At 52.7% G+C, this 18,132-nt stretch carries 21 protein-coding genes and 3 pseudogenes; 11 read left to right on the top strand and 13 right to left on the bottom strand.

Translation table 11 applies throughout. The features are described 5' to 3' along the window. Window positions 1-110 precede the first annotated feature (110 nt). The 5 genes from MPAL_RS06230 to MPAL_RS06210 all read right to left on the bottom strand — a co-directional run bounded on the left by MPAL_RS06230 (window position 111) and on the right by MPAL_RS06210 (window position 4,501). Complete coding sequence (locus MPAL_RS06230) at window positions 111-1,574, bottom strand: MFS transporter (RefSeq protein WP_012617900.1); 1,464 nt, start codon at window positions 1,572-1,574, stop codon at window positions 111-113. After that, window positions 1,571-2,119 (bottom strand): MarR family winged helix-turn-helix transcriptional regulator, encoded by a 549-nt coding sequence (locus MPAL_RS06225; RefSeq protein ID WP_148208161.1) that lies wholly within the window; start codon window positions 2,117-2,119, stop codon window positions 1,571-1,573. The genes MPAL_RS06230 and MPAL_RS06225 overlap by 4 nt, the downstream gene beginning before the upstream one ends. Before the next feature lie 171 nt (window positions 2,120-2,290). Further along, window positions 2,291-2,935 (bottom strand): DUF2284 domain-containing protein, encoded by a 645-nt coding sequence (locus tag MPAL_RS06220; protein WP_201763865.1) that lies wholly within the window; start codon window positions 2,933-2,935, stop codon window positions 2,291-2,293. A 91-nt stretch (window positions 2,936-3,026) separates the two neighbouring features. Next, a complete protein-coding gene (locus MPAL_RS06215) occupies window positions 3,027-3,374 on the bottom strand; it encodes a hypothetical protein (protein WP_012617897.1) in 348 nt (115 codons plus the stop codon). Window positions 3,375-3,463: 89 nt separating this feature from the next. Beyond that, window positions 3,464-4,501: a RodZ family helix-turn-helix domain-containing protein gene (locus MPAL_RS06210; protein WP_148208160.1), complete on the bottom strand. Its 1,038-nt coding sequence runs from the start codon at window positions 4,499-4,501 to the stop codon at window positions 3,464-3,466. 316 nt (window positions 4,502-4,817) lie between these two features. On the opposite strand from MPAL_RS06210, the gene MPAL_RS06205 reads away from it, so the two are divergent. After that, a complete protein-coding gene (locus tag MPAL_RS06205; protein ID WP_012617895.1) occupies window positions 4,818-5,150 on the top strand; it encodes a hypothetical protein in 333 nt (110 codons plus the stop codon). Window positions 5,151-5,381: 231 nt separating this feature from the next. Then, window positions 5,382-5,651: a hypothetical protein gene (locus tag MPAL_RS06200; RefSeq protein ID WP_012617894.1), complete on the top strand. Its 270-nt coding sequence runs from the start codon at window positions 5,382-5,384 to the stop codon at window positions 5,649-5,651. A gap of 94 nt (window positions 5,652-5,745) precedes the next feature. Here the strand turns inward: MPAL_RS06200 and MPAL_RS06195 are convergent. From MPAL_RS06195 to MPAL_RS06185, 4 genes and pseudogenes are all read right to left on the bottom strand, one after another. After that, window positions 5,746-6,090: pseudogene (locus MPAL_RS06195) on the bottom strand (ABC transporter permease); the annotation flags it as partial. Between the two features lie 80 nt (window positions 6,091-6,170). Beyond that, window positions 6,171-6,335 carry a hypothetical protein gene (locus tag MPAL_RS16885; RefSeq protein ID WP_236610448.1) on the bottom strand — a complete coding sequence of 55 codons (165 nt, stop codon included), beginning with the start codon at window positions 6,333-6,335 and terminating at the stop codon, window positions 6,171-6,173. A gap of 84 nt (window positions 6,336-6,419) precedes the next feature. Continuing rightward, a pseudogene (locus tag MPAL_RS16880) lies at window positions 6,420-6,842 on the bottom strand (ATP-binding cassette domain-containing protein). Between the two features lie 194 nt (window positions 6,843-7,036). Beyond that, the gene (locus tag MPAL_RS06185) at window positions 7,037-7,717 is read right to left on the bottom strand and encodes a PadR family transcriptional regulator (protein ID WP_012617892.1); all 681 of its coding nucleotides are present in this window, start codon (window positions 7,715-7,717) and stop codon (window positions 7,037-7,039) included. Window positions 7,718-8,217: 500 nt separating this feature from the next. On the opposite strand from MPAL_RS06185, the gene MPAL_RS17500 reads away from it, so the two are divergent. The 5 genes and pseudogenes from MPAL_RS17500 (at window position 8,218) to MPAL_RS06165 (ending at window position 10,346) form a co-directional block, all read left to right on the top strand. Further along, a complete protein-coding gene (locus MPAL_RS17500) occupies window positions 8,218-8,853 on the top strand; it encodes a hypothetical protein (RefSeq protein ID WP_052292206.1) in 636 nt (211 codons plus the stop codon). 12 nt (window positions 8,854-8,865) lie between these two features. Then, window positions 8,866-8,958, top strand: a pseudogene (locus MPAL_RS17495) (hypothetical protein); the annotation flags it as partial. A 33-nt stretch (window positions 8,959-8,991) separates the two neighbouring features. Beyond that, on the top strand, window positions 8,992-9,453 hold the full coding sequence (locus MPAL_RS17490; protein ID WP_083767008.1) for a transposase: 462 nt from the start codon (window positions 8,992-8,994) through the stop codon (window positions 9,451-9,453). 396 nt (window positions 9,454-9,849) lie between these two features. After that, window positions 9,850-10,050 carry a type II toxin-antitoxin system HicB family antitoxin gene (locus tag MPAL_RS06170; protein ID WP_012617891.1) on the top strand — a complete coding sequence of 67 codons (201 nt, stop codon included), beginning with the start codon at window positions 9,850-9,852 and terminating at the stop codon, window positions 10,048-10,050. Between the two features lie 53 nt (window positions 10,051-10,103). Next, window positions 10,104-10,346 carry a type II toxin-antitoxin system HicA family toxin gene (locus MPAL_RS06165; RefSeq protein ID WP_012617890.1) on the top strand — a complete coding sequence of 81 codons (243 nt, stop codon included), beginning with the start codon at window positions 10,104-10,106 and terminating at the stop codon, window positions 10,344-10,346. Between the two features lie 178 nt (window positions 10,347-10,524). Here MPAL_RS06165 and MPAL_RS06160 read toward each other — a convergent pair whose 3' ends face one another. Together MPAL_RS06160 and MPAL_RS06155 are read right to left on the bottom strand one after the other, a co-directional pair. Next, complete coding sequence (locus MPAL_RS06160) at window positions 10,525-11,091, bottom strand: manganese efflux pump MntP (protein WP_012617889.1); 567 nt, start codon at window positions 11,089-11,091, stop codon at window positions 10,525-10,527. A 166-nt stretch (window positions 11,092-11,257) separates the two neighbouring features. Then, complete coding sequence (locus MPAL_RS06155; protein ID WP_012617888.1) at window positions 11,258-11,725, bottom strand: GyrI-like domain-containing protein; 468 nt, start codon at window positions 11,723-11,725, stop codon at window positions 11,258-11,260. Window positions 11,726-11,909: 184 nt separating this feature from the next. Between MPAL_RS06155 and MPAL_RS06150 the strand changes: the two genes are divergently transcribed. After that, window positions 11,910-13,334: an MFS transporter gene (locus MPAL_RS06150; RefSeq protein ID WP_012617887.1), complete on the top strand. Its 1,425-nt coding sequence runs from the start codon at window positions 11,910-11,912 to the stop codon at window positions 13,332-13,334. A 301-nt stretch (window positions 13,335-13,635) separates the two neighbouring features. Here MPAL_RS06150 and eif1A read toward each other — a convergent pair whose 3' ends face one another. Beyond that, on the bottom strand, window positions 13,636-13,890 hold the full coding sequence (gene eif1A, locus MPAL_RS06145; RefSeq protein WP_012617885.1) for a translation initiation factor eIF-1A: 255 nt from the start codon (window positions 13,888-13,890) through the stop codon (window positions 13,636-13,638). A gap of 303 nt (window positions 13,891-14,193) precedes the next feature. Continuing rightward, window positions 14,194-14,676: a pyridoxamine 5'-phosphate oxidase family protein gene (locus MPAL_RS06140; protein ID WP_012617884.1), complete on the bottom strand. Its 483-nt coding sequence runs from the start codon at window positions 14,674-14,676 to the stop codon at window positions 14,194-14,196. A 261-nt stretch (window positions 14,677-14,937) separates the two neighbouring features. Here MPAL_RS06140 and MPAL_RS06135 point away from each other — a divergent pair, with 261 nt between their 5' ends. From MPAL_RS06135 to MPAL_RS06125, 3 genes are all read left to right on the top strand, one after another. Next, entirely contained in the window at window positions 14,938-15,393 is a 456-nt protein-coding gene (locus tag MPAL_RS06135) for a phosphate-starvation-inducible PsiE family protein (protein ID WP_012617883.1), read from the top strand. Between the two features lie 136 nt (window positions 15,394-15,529). Further along, a complete protein-coding gene (locus tag MPAL_RS06130) occupies window positions 15,530-17,008 on the top strand; it encodes a glutamate synthase-related protein (protein WP_012617882.1) in 1,479 nt (492 codons plus the stop codon). Window positions 17,009-17,187: 179 nt separating this feature from the next. Beyond that, entirely contained in the window at window positions 17,188-18,012 is an 825-nt protein-coding gene (locus MPAL_RS06125; protein ID WP_148208158.1) for a hypothetical protein, read from the top strand. Window positions 18,013-18,132: the final 120 nt, after the last annotated feature.

The raw sequence follows: 18,132 nt of genomic DNA, 5'->3' as shown, positions 1-18,132 counted from the left end.
TCGGATAAATCACTTGCGGTGAACGACCGTCAAAAAAGGATGATCACCTGCACCAGGATCTCTGCCCCGGCCGAGTGAATCTGTTCTTCTGTGTGGGATCACCCATCGATCTACTCTGCAGGTATGCTATGCAGATGATGGAGATCGTCCTTCCCTCTGAGTGCCGATACGATGATCGCCGGTACGGTGATCAGGGACGCGAGCAGAAAGGCCATGGTGATCCCGCCGGTGAAGGTCTGCTGGACCGCGACCGGGATACTGGACCCGCCGACCACGAACATCTGCATCATCTCGTCCATTGAGATGGTGCCGAGCAGGATCGGTGTCGCAAACGACATTGAGACCATCATACCCATGTTCCCGAAGAACGCCCTGATCGAGGAGGTGACTCCTCGCCGGTCAGGTGGAACCGATGACATGATCGCACTGGTATTCGGCGGCTGAAAGAGCCCGGACCCGAACCCGTTGATGAAGAGGCAGACAGCCAGGTACCAATAGGGTGTATCATAATGCATCAGAGCAAGGCCGAACAGTCCGACCAGCGATAAGATCAGACCAACAGTGGCGATCAACCGTGAGCCATATCTATCGGCGAGCCTCCCACCGATCGGACCGCTGATCGTCAGTGCAATGGCAAGCGGGGCGATCATGATCGATGCTGTGAACGGATCCTCACCCTTGACCCCCTGGAAGAAGAGGATCAGCAGGATCATCACGGCACCCCTGGCGATCGAATTCAGCAGTGCGCTGACCTGCCCGTAGGTGAAGATCTTAATCTTGAAGAGCGATAAGTCGATCAGAGGGGACTGACTCTTCTGCTCCTGCCTGATGAAGGCCCAGGTGCTGATCAGACCCACAACGAGCGTCGCCAGCATCGCCGGCGAGAGAAGGCCGACGATGAACCCTGCACCGACATAGACCATCAGGGCGATCACTGAAACCGTGAAGTAGACCATGCCCAGCAGGTCGAAATGCTTGTGTCGATCGAGGGCAACGATATCTTTCAGTTTCCATTGTGCCCATATGATCGCCGCGATCCCGAACGGGACGTTGAAGAAGAAGTTCAGCCGCCAGTCGATCACGGTCAGAACTCCGCCGAGGATCGGTCCTGCGACGAACGCGGCCGCCATGATCATCGAGAGGACACCCATCGCCCGGCCCAACTCCCCACGCGGGTAGGCATCAGCGACGATGCTCGTCCCGTTCGCAACCAGCAGCGATCCCCCGATCGCCTGAATAACTCGAAATCCGATCAGCTGCCCGATGTCGGCTGAAAAGCCACAGAGGATCGAACCGATGGTGAAGGTGACGAGCCCCCAGACATAGAGCCGTTTTCTGCCATAGATATCGGCCAGCCGACCCCAGGCCGGGGCCAGGATAGTGGTGATCAGCATGTACACGATCAGCGCCCACATCACGCCGAACAGGGTGGTATGCAGCTGCACCATGATCGTCGGCAGTGCAATGATCAGGGTCGAACCGTTCAGCACCCCGACCAGTGTGCCGAGGGCGGCAATGGCCAGAGCGACCCGTTTGTACTTTTCATCACTGGTATTATCAGAAAGGCGGTTCATACTCCATCCTCCTCCTTCTTTGACCCGGGCTCTTCCGTCAGATCCTCCCCGGCATCCTTACTACTCTTACTCATAATCTTTTGATTCCTTTCATTCAGGTCGCATTCCGCCCGTTCCACATTCTTCACCATACGATCGAACATCTGCACAAGCAGGATCCGTTCTTCATCTGAAAACCCATCCAGGTACACCTCAGTCAGGATATCGATCATCTCGACAATTTTGGGATGAAGCGCTCGACCTTTTTCAGTCAGAAAAACGCGATAGGCACGTTTATCCGTGCGATCTCTCTCCCGGTATGCAAAGCCTTCCTCGATCAGCCCCCTGACCATGCGGGTGGATACAGCCTTATCGACACGAAGCACTCGTGCCAGTTCCTCAAGGCGAACACCATCCATGTGGTACAGTACCATGAGAAAGGGGTGATGCCCGGGGCTCAGCCCGTACAACGTCAACTCTTTTGCCATAAATCGTCGCTTGAACCAGTACAGGTAGGCCAGTTTTCTGATGAGATGAATATCTCCCAAATCAAGTTGATCTGTCAACTATCTTACACATTCGCAGATGGAACTGATAATACTTAGGATAGTGACCATGCATCTGATGGTGAAAGAGAGGACTGAAGAGAAAAAACAGGTATCTTCGCTGCCCTCTACGACCTCGAGGTGAAAATTGTATGAGGGATCTGATCGACTATCTGATGAATCCATACCCTTTCAATCGAGGAGGACCAACCCGAAGTAGATGGGAGGATCATCCCGTCCAGTGAGCACCTCAATCGAATGTCCAGCATTTTTGACTGTCTCAAAGACATCGATCCCAAGAGCTTCCATCGAAGGACGCATCACCTTCTTCTGCCGGCATCTGACTGCATCAGCAGGCGTAGGAGTGGTACCGGCATCCAGCATCTCCTGCGCCACGCAGGTCGAGCAGAGAGCACACGGGGAGGCACCCATCCCAAACGCACGATAGTACCCGGCGAGGAAAGCGGCCCTCTCCAGATCGGCGATCGTCTGTTGGACAGTCCGGAGAATCTCCCCTCTCGATGGGGGAAGGCCGTCCGGTCCGGATGGAAAGGTCGCGGTGTCGAACCGGGCCAGCACCGCAGAATGATACTCAGCGATCATCGTTCTGGTCTCTTCAGTCGAAGGGACAAAGGGGGGGCAACAGAAGTGTGTGCCATATGCTGCACAGCCAAACCTGCATCGGAAACGTGTCCATTCCCTGACAGCGATAATGTCAGCCGGGATACTGGTCAGATCATTGTGGATAGTTCTGAGTGATCCAAAGATGGCAACGTTCTCCTGTTCCCGAGGGCCCGCTCGCCGAGTGGTACCTCTGCCACTGCTCTCTTCCATCATACCCATCACTGGACTCTCCTCACAGATAGAGGATCTGGTAAGGAACCGATCCCTTGATCCAGAGTGATGAAACCGATCCAATCCGATCTATTCACCAACGCCTCCTGAAGAGAATAAGTCCTGCGAGTGCGGCTACTGCCAGCAGCGAGATAACAATCAGCGAGGATGGAGTAGTCTTGATCGAGATCGAGGTCGGCCCAAAAGCCATGTCCCGGGGGCCCGGCATCTTCGTGTTGTTGCTCTGGAGCAGAACGAGCGTAATCACGGGTTCTGTGGTTCCACTGAAGTTCGTCAGATTATCAGAACGCATGGAATGAAGGGTTTGATTCACCGAGGCAGGTGTTGAGTTTGGAGTGAACTGATCATCTTCTGCTGCACAGATTGTGACCAGGAAGAGCAGCCCGAGGAGGACTGCAGCAACAGACTTCCAGTTGTTCATAAAGTGTGAATACGGTGCTGGGACGATAATGGTTTGCCAGACGGTAGCCCAGGATCCAAAACCATCGCCCCATCAGGAATGATCATCCCTTAACTGACCGGCAGCGAAGCATGGGTGGGTGGTACCTGCGGGGTGACAACACCCTGCTGGGTAGAGGTCCCCGTTCCCTGGGTTGCAGTCATGGTCGCAGAAGTAGTCATAGAGAGATCTGCCGATTGCGACAGCGTGTTCACCGTGGCCTGGGTGACCGCCACCGTCCAACCACCTTCGCCAATCATGGCTATCAGATACGTGCTGTTCTCCGGGATGGTCAGCATCGTCGATTCCTGCTGCGAACCACCGGTCGATACCCTGCCTAGGACTGTACCGGTCCGGTCCCGAACTTCGGCGATCACCCCAGAACTCGTATCAGCCGTGGCGGTCAGCCGCACCTCTCCAGGAGATAGAGTGAAGAAGTCGCTGGCATAGTTCCCTGTACCGGCCCACGTTAACTGCCCGGTCAGATGTCCGTTTGCCGGCACCGGGATCGTCACAACCTGGCTGGATGTGGAGGCGAGCGAAGGGGTTGCTGTCGGTGTCGACGAAAGGGAGGACACTCCAATTGGGGTTCCAGCCGTTGACACCGGAAACGAACTCGCATTCGGAAGTCCGGCCGGAACCACCGGTACCTGGCTCCCCGGTGTAGACGGAGCGGTCGAGGTGATGACCACGGGTTGCTGAACGATCGAAGGTACACCACTCGCAACAGGAACTGGTGCCTGAAGGGTTGTAGTGAGGACGGTGGAGACGACCGGTGCAGAAACGACCGGCAATGGAAGGGACGTAGTCAGGGTTGTGACCCGGGTCAGGCTTGCGTTGGGACCTGCACCCGATAGCGGCCCGATACCGGCAGAAGGCGGGAGCTGGTGGGTGTATTGCTGTCCGGATAAGAGACCACCAGGAAGTGACAACACGACAAAGAGCAGGACCATCACGATCGAAATAATCCCGATCACCACAGGACTGTCCAGCCTCAATTCGTGAGATACGAACCGCTTGTCGCAGGCCTCGCAACGATCAGCATCCTCTGGGTTCAGATGCCCGCAGGTTTCGCACCGCCGCGCACGGCCAGAATGTGACGGTGCCACCTCAGTTCTCGGGGCCGGCAACTCAGGATCATCGGCAGTTGGCAGAATCCGCAGATCCCTGTTGCACGATGGGCAGAACGACCACCCCGGCAGGACCGAAGTTCCACATCCCGGACACTGTTTCATCGGTTCACTTCCCACAACGGTTGTTATTCATGGACAATGAACGTTTGGCACAGAGAACCCCTCAGATCTAACCCGTGGATTGGATTCCCATTATCACGGCCCCTGAATCAAAGAGGAACGTATATCCCTCCAGCCACATCTATTTCTTACGGAAATCTGTTCTGTCCTAAAAACAGAATATGGTGAAAGAATGAAGGAATCAAAGAAGCGCTCATTCACTGCAGGAAAAGAACCGGGGATCTCCCTCTGCGAGCCATACTCACTGGTTATCAGGGTGATCACTCTGCAGGGGCGGGCAGTACCGTTAATCAAGCCGATCCGGTTTCAGGCTGTCAGGGAGGGGGAGGAATTCACCCTCTCCAATCGCTCTCTCCAGTTGACGATTCCCTGCGCGTCGTTACCCGAGGGGGTGCAGCGTATATCGGAGCGGATTCAGTTACTGTTCGACACACCGGACGCCGTCAGGTTCAGGAATCGATTAAGGGTGTACCTGGGCGAGGGAACTCAGATCAGTTCGATCTAGCGCTCAGACCCCATGTTTTTTTTGCGCGGTGAAGTGCGTGATCGGCTCCCTGGCTTCCCGCAAGTCAGATAATAAAACCCTTGCTCGATCAGGATCATAGGTATGAGGATCCTCTTTAAACATATTGACTGCAGATGAGAGATTGTGCAGCATACAGACAGGAAGTCTGATCACCCGGACCAGTTGAAGAATCCTGATATCCCATCTGAAGAGATGAAATGGATCCTATCAATGAAAAAACAAAAAAATAATCGACAAAAGGAGGGAAATGTCCAGGATCTGGGCGTTATTAATTTCATCTCGCTGATCATTGTCTTTCTGGTCTGGATGGTGCTGAACTGGCTTGCAAACCTGATGCTCAATGCACTCCTTTCACCGGCTGCATACAGAGTCTTTCTTGAGAGCAAAGTGCTGGTCTTTGGTTTTATTGGGTTCACCATCATACTCTCTGTCCTTGTGACATGGTTTACAATCAGACCTCTATTAATCAGGGGATTATAACCCCCGGTTGTCCGATTATCCCGCTCGTTAAAATGTTTTCTGGCGAAGCCGGGAAAAATTATTTTTTATCCGCCGGATCATGTTCCACCTGATCTATCCAAATGGATGATGTCACCGCAGTCGTTGCCCCGCCGGCAGTCTGGCCAAGCATGATCGCAAGCCCTATCACCAGTGCAATAAGGGTCTTTTTCAGGAACCCGAACTGCTTTTCCGTGATGATCTGGATACCCGAGAAGGCCGAGGTGAAGAGGACGCTCATCGCGGCCAGGCCCGGGATCAGGAACTGGAGATAGTTCTTGCCGAGACCCGGGATGCTGACCACCGAGTTCAGCCCGAACCCGAGGAAGAAGAGCGGCATTGATATGCTCCCGATGATCCGGCTCTGCGACCGGATGAACCGCATCATGCTCTGGAGCCAGATGGTGTAGATGATATCCATGATCAGTGCCTCCTCATTATCTTCATCTGTTGCCGCATGATCTCGGCGGTTCCCACTTCGTGTTCGTCAACCCGGCTGATTCACGGTTCCCTGATAACAGCGACAATTGCAGCGGTATCCAGGGAGCGGATCGTCACTACGTCCCCACCGATCCCATCCTTGAGGTTTGCGGGAGTGTCCAGCGCGATGATCTTTCCGTGGTCGACAATGGCGACCCGGTTGCAGAGCCGGTCTGCCTCATCCATATAGTGGGTAGTGATGATGATTGTGATCCCCTCCTCTTCGCAAGAGTGGCGATATATTGCCAGAGGTGATTCCGGGTCGGGGGATCAAAGGCCGGGCGTGGGCTCATCGAGGAAGAGAACCGAGGGGTGGTGAAGCAGTCCCCGGGCGATCTCAAGACGCCGCCGCATCCCGCTGGAGAAGGTCCTGACAATGTCGTCTTTCCAGTCGGTGAGTTCGACAAGGTCCAGAAGATCGGCGATCCGCTGCTTCCGGATCTCCCGTGGGTACGCAGTAAAGCCGGCCATGGAAGTCCATGTTCTCCCATGCTGTGAGTTCCTCGTCAAGGCTTTGATCCTGGAAAACGATCCCGATGGCCTTCCGGACCCCGTCCTGATCCTTCTGGACATCGATACCGCTCACTGTTGCAGTTCCTTCGATAGGTTTGAGGAGGTGGCGAGCATCGAGAGTGAAGTGGTCTTGCCGACGCCGTTTGGGCCAAGCAGGCCGAAAATCTTCCCCGGTCCCATAGTAAATGAAATGTCAGTCACTGCGACCAGCTCGTTAAATTTCCGGGTCAGGTGATTTCCTAAATCTCCAATTTTAGTAACGTATTTTTTCGTAAATCCGGCATGGGCTCATGATAACTGTTTTCGCATTGCGATCCTCCTTATATTGGGTTAACGTCGTTTCGACGTACGCTGTCGGTGATTGAGGTGGAAACTCAGAGTTCGTCAATGGCCTTGGCAGCGGCATTGATCGCTTCCGTGATTTTGCTGATTTGTTCTGGTGTCACGCTCTCGCGCGACACGCGTGCCGCTACAGCGCCGCGTAAGTTATGGAAGGCTTGCATGAGTTCAGGAGACCGGCCGCGTTGGAAATGCCTTCCCGCCTCTTCGAGGTGGTTGAACAGCTCCGTTACTCGACCTTCGTTGGTCTGAAGGTATTGGACTCCTTCTGGGGTCACCGAATAGATCTTCTTGTTGTTCTCTGAAGATACGATGGCAAGCCCCTCTTCCTCCAGCATTGTCAAGGTAGGATAAATAACGCCGGCGCTCGGGGTGTAACCGCCTGCAAGGCGTTGCTCCATGGTCTTGATGAGTTGGTATCCGTAACTCGGCTGCTCAGAGAGCAGTTTGAGGACGACAAGTTTGAAGTCGCCTGAATTGAACAAACGTTCACGCCCGCCACCAAAGGCGCCATGCCCTCTGCCACCAAAACCTCGATCAAACCTCTCGTGAGGCCCTGGTCTGAAATCCCCGTGGCCACCAAAACTGTGGTGCTCTCTATCTCCGAAACTCTCCTCATTCCTCTCGGGAGGTCCTGAATTGAAACCTTCGCGTCCTGCAAAACCAGGCTCTCTCTGGGCGCGGCCATCATCCATTCTAAAATAGTGTTCATTCATTATTTATTCTCCTTAACTAAAACATCTCATAAAATCAAGACGTATCTCAAGATATATCTTATAATACCGAGTATTTATATATTTTTTATTTGAAGGATTCTGACAGGTTTGACGGCTGAATTAAAAATCTTTAGATGTGTGATAGATGGTAGTGATTCTTAAATCATAAATCAAAAACAGCTCGGTAAAAATGCCCATGAACGGGCGTTTTCATTCGAACCATGAACCAGGAAGAATCTGGCAGAACCCAGACAGAATTGCTCCTTGAGTCATTAATCTGGCTTCAACTGGAGAACTACGATTCAGGAGCGTATAAAAATTGAATCTAAAACGAAATAATTTCGACAATTGAAAAAAATTGAAGGGAGGATATGAAAATTTCTTTGTTTTCACCCCATTTTTCAAAACCGTAAAAAAATCCCTCAAATTACACTGTTTGTGGTTCGTAAAACGAACCGGGAGCAACTACACCCATAGCAGATATTATACAGAGTGAAAATATGAAAAGCGCATTACGCAAACTTGCGATCCCGATTGCTGACGCTGCGACGTTCAACACGATCATCCAGTCGGTCATCTTATCCAACCAGTTTGCCTGCGTAGCATACATGACTGCCGGCGAAAGCGACCCTGCTGCCGAGAAGAGAAAAGAGGCATACACCGTACAGCTGGTCTACCAGAACAGCAATGCAAAGAGTGTCGGTACCGCAACCACACGTTTGACACGCTTGCCAGATCAATGCCGGGGTGACCACGCTGCTTCCGCCTCTGCGGTCAGCACAGCGCACGGTGGAACTGTGGCCCAGGATGCCGGAAAGGATGCATTCTGCGCGACCCTCAAGTGCCTCGACGCAAACGGCGAACTCTACAGAGAATTGTTATTAACCCTAACTTACCCTCATCCATTTATCGATCGATCTTTTGATATGAGCACGTTCGGGAATTTCATTCTCAACCAGGAATATGCTGATCTCGCGGCCCGTGGCGGAGATCCTCTCCAAGGGATCAGTAGTATGATCGACTGGGAGCGGTTTCATCCTCTTCAGGCCCTGGCGTATCAGAGCAATACAGAATTGGGTGGTCATCCCCACACCAACGTGATCCAGGTCATGAAGTTGCTTTTTCTCCAGCAGTGATATGGTCTTTCGGTTTATAAACTCAAACGACAGGCAAACGATCAGATCTCGTTCCGATATTTTCTGAATTTTTCTGCGACGATCCCGGATCGTTCGACGCCCTGATCGTTTCAGAATCGGCTGATTGTGAGGTACTGGATGAGATCTGGAACGAACTGCAGCATCAGATCGATGCACGTGGACTTCAGGTTAAACATGGTGTCATCCTGGATGCACCATTCATCACATCAGATCCCGGTCACGCCCCGGCAGAGAAAGCACAAAGTGATCTTGCCTGTACCCGACGATCACGGGACGGTACCTGGGCAAAAAAAAGGAATGAATTCTCATCTCGAATATAAACTCCACACCATCATCACCAGAGAATATCAACTGGTCCGGGCGCAGGTAACCACTACTGCATCAGTCCATGATAGTCGGATCGATCTCTCGCAGTCAGAGAAGACGATGTTCCTTGACAAAGGATATTTAGGCGTTAAGCCAATCGCATCAAAGGACAAAACCATGCATCGTACAGTGCGAAACCATCCTTTATCGATCAAAGAAAAACGAAGAAACAGAGTTATCAGTAGGGTACGCTCGCTGGTGGAACGAACCTAACGAACCTATACTGTCATCAAACGGCAATTCTACCCAGGACATATCCGGGTCACGACCGTGGCACGAGCAAGTCTGCAAAACCTCTTCGCAGGTTTCGATTACAATCTCGCACAACTCAGAACAATTCATCAACAGGCACTCAAAGAGCGGCAACTCTCGAAATCTGGAATAAGACTGGTCAGAATGAGAAAGAAATTGAGAAAATTGACAGCGGATAACCGAGAACAAACCACGTTGGGGATGAAGGAATCATGATGCATTAAATCGAGCCATGTTAAAAGGTATCCACTTAAGATTCCACTTAAGATAAATGTGGGATCAGCCATCTGTACTAAATTTATATCTTCCGGAACCAAATCACAGTAACTATCATTCAACTGGTGAGGACGGCAACCAATGAAACTGATGATTACCAGCAGACAAGGAGAGGATGGATGGATCGTGATGGAATGTCCAGCATTACCGGGCTGTATCACACAGGGACGGACTAAGGAGGAGGCGCTTACCCATGCCAGGGAGGCCATCTGCCTGTACCTTCAGCCAGAGGAAAACCTGCATCTCCCCGATGGTGCCGAATCAATTGAGGTGGAACTGTGACCAAACAGACCGCACCTCAAATTCAAGAAAAACCAGGAAAACAACCAAAACCAATGAAACCTGATAAACTCTCAAAACTTCCGGTGATCTCCTGGAAGGATATGGAGAAGTGCCTCGCCAATATTGGGTTTACGGTTGTAACGATCCAGGAGAATCATCTGAAGATGCGGCGACATGACAGTTCAGGGCTGGTTACCGTGATTGTCCCAAAGTCTGACGAACTGGATCGCAGGACATTGAAATGTATCCTTCGGGTCATCGGCCTTTCGACACGCAGATTCCTTGAGATGCGCTGATCCCTCTCCCATCACAAAAAATACTGAGTGAAACTGAAGACGACCGCCGGAATTCAGGTGGCGCCAGGATCTCTGCTTACCATAAAAACCCTGTACTTTTTTCAGGATATTCTTAAAAAATAAAAACAATTCATCGCCATATAGCCGGTATAACCCACACCAACTCATTCATTGCCATTCAGATCAGGGCCAGGTGATCTGCCAGCACCTTAACCCCGATCAACATCAACACAGCCCCACCAAAGAAGTCCACACGGGTGCCAAGAACCGGTGCCAATCTGATACCAGCATAGACCCCGGCAAACGAAATACAGAATGCAACCGCACCGATGATCAGGGACGGGATCACAGGTTCGACTCCGAGCAGTGCATAGCTGATCCCGACTGCCAGCGCGTCGATACTGGTGGCGATGGCAAGTCCAATGACCACACCGGCACGGAGTGACGATGGCCGTTCCCGGGTATCCCCGCCCCTGACCCCTTCGATACACATCTTCACACCGATCCCGGTCAGCAGCAAAAATGCGATCCAGGGTGCATATCTGGTGACGAAACCAGCGAAGGATATCCCAAGCAACCAGCCACCAATCGTCATCCCTCCCTGAAAGAGACCGAATGTCGCCGCGAGGATGATCGCTGTCTTGAATCGATCGATACCGGCTGAACTCCCCGTCGCAAGGGTGACAGCAAAACAGTCCATCGCAAGGCCGAGACCGATCAGCACTGATTCAATCACTGCATCCATCTGATGATCAGGTGGATCCCAGACCGATAAAGGAGTATGGTTCAGGTAGGTTCGACTGCACGGAATTGTACCAACCTACAAAAATCCATTCGAACCCGGATCTGGCAGGCCGACGCCACCGGGGAGAAAGAGGGGAAGATTTCATCAAACCCTCGCTCTCCAGCGCTTAAATCGGGACATGAATCTCGGTCATCAACTCCTCTGGCTTCACCAGGGTCGGATCGTTCAGGTAGACCTCGCGAACCGGGCCGGTGACGGCAAGCCCCTGCTCCTCTATCCAGGCGAAGAGCCGGGTATAGGTCGGCCCGCAATCCTCATAGGGCCCCCGGTGCAGCACCTTCGCCATCCTCCCACCTGGAAGTTCATAGATCGATATAGGCCCTTCACCCTCTATCGATCCTTCTATCGGAAAAGCAACCTCCATATCGGCATCCCCGGTCTCGTTGGCGACCATAGCCTCCTCGACCGATCCTTCGTGGCAGATGAAGACCGGCGGTCCGGTCAGGACTGATTGATGAGAGATCCCATAGATATAGAGCTCGCCGAGCATCGCCGGAATATCACGATAAGCCCCTTTTTGCCGCATACCAAGTACCAGTTGAGGCAGAACTTCGATGATCTGTATCTCTTCCATACTTGAGTATCGGAGAAGAAGTAGAAAAATGAGCTGGATCTGAGAGGATCTCCGGGCCCACCCCAGTCTCCCCGGGTACAGTTTCCTCTTTCTTTTTTACTATGAAAAGAGAATATTACAACGGTCGGATCACAATCATGACTGGAACGTATGGTCTCTATAGCACCCCAGGAGTGGGAACAGGATGAAGGAACAGAAAGCAACTGCTGATGATGCACAGCCTTCATCGTCGCCGGCATCATTTTTTTCAGAGGAGCGGATCGTCCTCATCATAGCCATTATCTCCGGATTTCTGACCCCATTCGATGGCTCTGCCACCAACATCGCCCTGCCCTTCATCAGTGGTGAATTTCATATGGATGCAGTCTCACTCTCCTGGGTTGCGACCGCATACCTGCTCGCTTCTGCACTCGTCATCGTTCCATTCGGAAAGATCGCAGACATCCATGGAAGGAAGAAGGTCTTTCTCGCAGGGCTCTCGATCTTCACCCTCGCCTCGCTTCTGATGACCATGGTTCCATCCACGCCTGCATTGATCGGGATGCGAGTGATCCAGGGGGCCGGAAGTGGAATGATCTTCGGTACCGCTGTTGCGATCCTCACCTCGGTGGTCCCAAAACAGCGGCGTGGGCGAGCGCTCGGGATCTATATCACATCGGTCTACCTTGGACTCACCCTCGGCCCACCTCTCGGCGGCGTGCTGACCCAGTACTTCGGCTGGCGGTCCATCTTTCTCGTCAATGTCCCCATCGGCGTCGCCGCGGTGCTGCTCATCATCTGGAAACTCAAAGGCGAATGGGCAGATTGCCCCACCGAACGCTTGGACCGGGCCGGCTCTCTGATCTACGCTGTCGGGCTGGTGGCGATGATGTACGGCTTCTCACAACTCCCATCCGTCACCGGAGGGGCCCTAATCGCCGTCGGACTGGTCACGATTTCAGCTTTTATCTGGTATGAGAGACGGGTACCCACCCCAGTCCTCGACATGCGCCTCTTTGTCGAGAACAGAGTCTTCCTCTTCTCAAACCTCGCCGCCCTGATCAACTACAGTGCGACCTTTGCGGTGACGTTCCTCTTAAGCCTGGACCTCCAGTATACCAAGGGTTTCACTCCAGAACACGCCGGCCTGATCCTGGTCGCCCAGGCATTCATGATGATGATCGTCTCACCCGTTGCTGGCCGACTCTCAGATAGGATTGAACCACGGGTGGTGGCCTCGATCGGGATGGGGTGTACAGCCCTTGGTCTCGGTCTCTTCAGTCTCTTCCTCACTGAGAGCACACCGCTCTGGTCCATCCTTTCAATCCTTATGCTGCTCGGTGTCGGAGCAGGGCTCTTCTCTTCACCGAACACCAATGCGATCATGAGTTCCGTCGACAGACGATTCTATGGGGTGGCCTCCGGAATGAACGGGACGATGAGGCTCCTCGGGCAGATGCTCTCGATGGGAATCGCCTCGATGATCTTTGCGATCGTGATCGGTCGTGTTGAGATCGTCCCTGCACTCTACCCACAGTTCGTCATCAGTGTTCATGATACGTTCATCCTCTTCACAATCCTCTGCGTCGTGGGGATTTACGCTTCGTATGCGAGGGGAAACACACATTGACTGTGGAGAGGAAAGGAACACTTTTTTTGAAGATCTCCCTATCACCTCCCCTGTGAATAGCAGCACAGGTGATGACAGTGCTTGATGCGATCATCGCCGCCGGTTTCAAATGTCAGACCGAGTGGAACGAATACCGGATAGCACACGTAGACGCGGATACAGTCACGATGATAATTGGGATCTGTTATAGGAACGTGCAGACGCGGCCAGATACTTGACCAGCTCCGCTCGGTGACAATTGATCGTAATGACCCGGAAGATGAATACAACCGAACCGGCACTGAAGAAAAAAGAGGACGAATCAGATGTAATGGTTCTTACGGAGCCACTCGACCTGCGGAGGCAGGTAGCGGTACAGGATATCGCATTTCTCATCCTGGAAACTCCATGGAACCACGATCAGCGTATCTCCTTCACGTATCCAGGATCTTTTCTTGATCTTCCCTTTGATCCTTCCCATCCGGGTGACACCATCGATGCATCTGACCCGGATATGATTTGCCCCGAGCAGTGTATCAGCCGAGGCAAACTGCTCTTTATTCCATCGCTTGGGCAACCTGACGCGGGTAGTCTGAACCCCTGAAGAGTTTACCCCACCTTCAAGACTGTATTCCTGGGGGGTATCTGTTGTTCGATTATATGGGATGTACTCAACTCCGTGTGGTGTTATAAGGACCTATAGAAATATAAATGTATTTGTTTTTTTCCGATGACCTGCGGGCATTGATTCATCCCAGATGGTCACCATGCCATTATCATATCTGGATCCAGATCTAACTCGCCCCATCATGCCTCGCTGGTCAGAGATTCCATCATTCAGACCGGCCCCCTTCTACCGTGGGTCGTATCCCGTGGAATTTCAGTCTCGACTGGACTTTGAGGTGATCGTCCCTTTTCCGGTACAGGTCTCGATATCGATCCTGTAGACTTTCGTTCTCTCCCAGGCCTTCTCGATATACCGGGTTCCCTGATCGAGATAGCCGGCTGAATACTTGCCAAGAAGTGCCACCAGGCCGGCCCGCTTCTCCAGGTCAAATACTTCAAAAGCCCTGCCAGAGAGAATCACACTGGAATATCGGGTGCTGAATCGCTCAGGGAGAACGACTGCATCGACGACAACGCAGAACGAGACCCGGTTATTCTGATCCAGGAGGTCCAGCTTCAGGCCATCTGTTGCACAGTGAAAGTAGATCACTTTATGGTGATAGACATAATGCAAAGGGACCCCATAGGGTACTCCCCCTGAACCCACCGTCGAGAGGACACCGAATACACCAGTCTGAAGAAGGCGATCCGTCTCCTCTGGTGTCAACTGCCTCTCCTTCCTTCTCATATCCTTCATCACCTCACCTGGTAGGTAAAAGTTCAGGTGGCCAGATATTTATTGTGGTCCGTTGAGATGAGTCGACAGATCTCCTATCGTAGAAGAGAATAGGTTTCGGACTGATGGCTTCTTACATCGAGTGAACCCAAAGAAAAAGTGGAAAGAAAAGTGCACGTTTTCTCTATCATTCCCCTCTGATCAGAACATACATCGACGACGAGCACTACCAGTCCAACCAGTTCGACACGCATATATCTATTATGCGCCGATAGACTGGGGATGGCAAAAATCCCTGACGAAGCGACAAGTGTACATTTCGTGATCCGTGTGATCACAGATATACAACTGACAGCGTATGTGGTTATCGCAGCCCTCTTCTCGATCGTCGCCATTTTCTCACTATACGACGCGATCAGAGAGATTCTCGACCTCTTCTCATCCCCGGATCTGCAGACGGGAGTCGTAGAGGTTCTCGAAGCACTCCTTCTCTCGATCACCGTGCTGACCCTGCTCACTACCGTGACCGTCTACTTTCAGACACGACACTTTGAACCACGACCGCTGCTGATCGCCGGGCTGACCAGCATGATCCGACATGTGATCGTCAGTAATGTCAGCAATGCCACCACGTTCACCAACCCATACGAAATTATGGGAACCGTGGCTGTACTCGCGGTGCTGATCGCGGGGATCGTCCTGACCCGTCCAGAAGGAGAATCTGAACTGATCATCTGACCCTAGGAGAGGAACCGTGCTCCCCATATTCATATTTTTAAAAAGACCGAATATAGAAGAGGTCATTCCATAGCGAGAGACCCGCCGTCACAACGCTTATCCCCCTCGCCCTCTCAATCTCAACGGATACAATATCATGATCTACCGGTGTAATGTCTGTAATTCATTCGAATATGACAGCAACGAGGGTGAAGAGGAGAATGACATTCCAAAGGGAGCCGAGCCCTATGACCTCTCCGATACCTGGATCTGCCCGATCTGCGGATCAGACCGTTCACACCTGCAGCCAGTGATCGAAAAGGGAAAGGAGATACATATCGGGTTCACCTGCCCGGTCTGCGGAACAACGAGTCAGATGGCGACTCCGCCGGCCCTTCCGGACAGGGTTACGGAGGCTTTACTCAACCGTATGGAGGCACCTCTCTTCATCGAGGAGTACCTGACCGATATCCACCAGATGGCAGAGACCGGACGGTCTGTGATCGAGCCGATGCGGACCACACAGCAGGTGATAACCTGGGACAAACTGCTGATCTGTGGAGCCCAGATCGCACGCATTCCGATCAATGCAGACGTTCCGGTATTAACCAGAACCGTTATAGGTCCCCGGGCAGTTCATCCGCTGGTGATCGACACCCCATTTTATGTGACACACATGTCCTTTGGTGCTCTCTCAAAGGAGACAAAGATCGCCCTTGCAGGCGGTTCAGCCAAGGTCAGAACTGCCATCGGATCGGGTGAAGGCGGGGTGCTCCCCGAAGAGCAGGCGCAGGCGTATCGATACATCTTTGAGTATGTTCCGAACCAGTACAGCGTGACAGCCGAGATGCTCAGGTCTGTCGACGCGATCGAGATAAAACTGGGTCAGTCTGCAGAACCAGGTCTCGGAGCTCGATTACCCGGTGAGAAGGTCACCCCCGAGATCGCGACGGTCAGGGGGTATCCGAAAGGAACGGATATCATCAGCCCTGCACGTTTCACTGATATCAAAACCCGGGACGACCTGAAAACCAAGGTAACCTGGCTCCGGGAGATCTCCGGAGGACGCCCGGTCGGGGTCAAGATTGCAGCCGGACATATCGAAGCTGACCTCGAGGCAATCGTCTATGCAGGGGCCGACTTTGTCACCATCGATGGTCGACCAGGAGGAACCGGGGCAGCCCCGAAGTTCATTAAAGCTTCGACCTCGGTCCCCACCATATTCGCCCTCTACAGGGCGAGGGAGACACTGGATCGGTTGGGTGCAACCGGGACGTCACTGGTCATCACCGGCGGGCTTCGGATCTCCTCTGACATTGCCAAGGCTCTGGCCCTTGGTGCGGACGCTGTCGCCCTTGGGACCGCCGCCCTGATGGCCTGCGGCTGTCAGCAGCACAGGATCTGTTCAACCGGACGATGCCCGGAGGGTTTGACCACTCAGGATATCGATCTTCGACCGAGGATGAAGAGCGAGGTTGGGGCCGACCGACTGGCAAACTTCCTCAACGTTACCACAGCAGAGTTAGAGGACTTCACTCGTCTGACCGGACACACCAATGTTCATGATCTCAGCAGGGACGACCTTGTCACGACCAGTGCTACGATCGCCGCATTCACCGACCTTCGTCATGTGTGAGTCCGATCCAGATGCGGAGGTCTGCTGATCATCCAGCGATAGAAACTCGGACTGACATGCCGGTGCATCACAGATATAGATAAATTTAATTAACTTCAGAAATAATTAAGAACAATATATTATCAAAAGACCTATCACATTCAATACCCATACGACGAGGACTGGACGAGATGATGCAGATGAAAGAACCTGATAGCAGCACAGATTGGGTCGAGACCTGGCGCCTTACCTATAACCAGTACCTCTCCACTCCACATCTTGTCCCAGAGGAACCAGAAGAGACAATTCGACTTTCAATGGCAGATCCCCGGCTATGGGTCACTCAGGCCAAATATCTGATGGAGCGGGTCGCCCCCCCGTCCGGCTCGTCGGTACTGCTGGTTGGGGACAGATCGATGCTCCCCTATCTGATCTCCCGAAAAGGAAACCGGGTCACCGAAGTGACAAAATCCGAGGCGATGATAGACTCCCTGACCAAGTGTGCAGTCAAACATTCGATGGAGTCACGAATCTCGGTCATCGCAGGGGGATGGGAACACCTCGACACAGGATGCACAGAAAAGTATCCTCTCCTAGTCGCTCCCTATTCACTCTTCACCCCGGACCTGGAAGCAGTGGTCAGAGCAGTCAACACCTGCTGCTCGGGGAGGGTCGTCCTCTTCTGGCATGGAACCCCCCCACCGATCGCTGTTGCGATGAAGGAACTCTGGCCAAAGGTCCTCGGATGCGAGTTCAACGATATCCCCCATGCCGATTGCCTGTACCGTGGACTCCGCCAGCTCGGGGTACCGGCTTCTATCGTCTGCAAAGAGTACCCGGACGGTCGGTTGTATCCGACACTCGGCCACGCCGTCATGGACCTCGGAGCCAGAATGGGCGGCGTCGATGAACAGCAGGACGGAATTATCCGCCAGTACCTTCGGAATCACCTCAATATGGAGCATAACGGGCTCAGGTACCGCGGAAAGTCCATGCATGCAGAGATCACCTGGACTGTCGGGTGAATTGTCTATTAAAACAACGGCGTCAAAATAATTCTTGACACAGTTCTTGCCGATCAGGTCAGACTGGATTGCGTGATCAACCGATTGGTTCAAAATATTAAACTGTTTTACAGATCCTCA

This window comes from Methanosphaerula palustris E1-9c (genome assembly GCF_000021965.1).
Classification (GTDB): Archaea; Halobacteriota; Methanomicrobia; order Methanomicrobiales; family Methanospirillaceae; genus Methanosphaerula; species Methanosphaerula palustris.
This window is presented reverse-complemented; position numbering and strand designations above follow the sequence as displayed.

Bases quoted from the DNA above. Each gene is read 5' to 3' on its own strand.
- MPAL_RS06230 (WP_012617900.1), bottom strand. From the start codon at position 1,574: ATGAACCGCCTTTCTGATAATACCAGTGATGAAAAGTACAAACGGGTC.
- MPAL_RS06220 (WP_201763865.1), bottom strand. From the start codon at position 2,935: ATGATGGAAGAGAGCAGTGGCAGAGGTACCACTCGGCGAGCGGGCCCT.
- MPAL_RS06215 (WP_012617897.1), bottom strand. From the start codon at position 3,374: ATGAACAACTGGAAGTCTGTTGCTGCAGTCCTCCTCGGGCTGCTCTTC.
- MPAL_RS06205 (WP_012617895.1), top strand. From the start codon at position 4,818: ATGAAGGAATCAAAGAAGCGCTCATTCACTGCAGGAAAAGAACCGGGG.
- MPAL_RS06200 (WP_012617894.1), top strand. From the start codon at position 5,382: ATGAAAAAACAAAAAAATAATCGACAAAAGGAGGGAAATGTCCAGGAT.
- MPAL_RS16885 (WP_236610448.1), bottom strand. From the start codon at position 6,335: ATGGATGAGGCAGACCGGCTCTGCAACCGGGTCGCCATTGTCGACCAC.
- MPAL_RS06185 (WP_012617892.1), bottom strand. From the start codon at position 7,717: ATGAATGAACACTATTTTAGAATGGATGATGGCCGCGCCCAGAGAGAG.
- MPAL_RS17500 (WP_052292206.1), top strand. From the start codon at position 8,218: ATGAAAAGCGCATTACGCAAACTTGCGATCCCGATTGCTGACGCTGCG.
- MPAL_RS17490 (WP_083767008.1), top strand. From the start codon at position 8,992: ATGAGATCTGGAACGAACTGCAGCATCAGATCGATGCACGTGGACTTC.
- MPAL_RS06170 (WP_012617891.1), top strand. From the start codon at position 9,850: ATGAAACTGATGATTACCAGCAGACAAGGAGAGGATGGATGGATCGTG.
- MPAL_RS06165 (WP_012617890.1), top strand. From the start codon at position 10,104: ATGAAACCTGATAAACTCTCAAAACTTCCGGTGATCTCCTGGAAGGAT.
- MPAL_RS06160 (WP_012617889.1), bottom strand. From the start codon at position 11,091: ATGGATGCAGTGATTGAATCAGTGCTGATCGGTCTCGGCCTTGCGATG.
- MPAL_RS06155 (WP_012617888.1), bottom strand. From the start codon at position 11,725: ATGGAAGAGATACAGATCATCGAAGTTCTGCCTCAACTGGTACTTGGT.
- MPAL_RS06150 (WP_012617887.1), top strand. From the start codon at position 11,910: ATGAAGGAACAGAAAGCAACTGCTGATGATGCACAGCCTTCATCGTCG.
- MPAL_RS06140 (WP_012617884.1), bottom strand. From the start codon at position 14,676: ATGAAGGATATGAGAAGGAAGGAGAGGCAGTTGACACCAGAGGAGACG.
- MPAL_RS06135 (WP_012617883.1), top strand. From the start codon at position 14,938: ATGGCAAAAATCCCTGACGAAGCGACAAGTGTACATTTCGTGATCCGT.
- MPAL_RS06130 (WP_012617882.1), top strand. From the start codon at position 15,530: ATGATCTACCGGTGTAATGTCTGTAATTCATTCGAATATGACAGCAAC.
- MPAL_RS06125 (WP_148208158.1), top strand. From the start codon at position 17,188: ATGAAAGAACCTGATAGCAGCACAGATTGGGTCGAGACCTGGCGCCTT.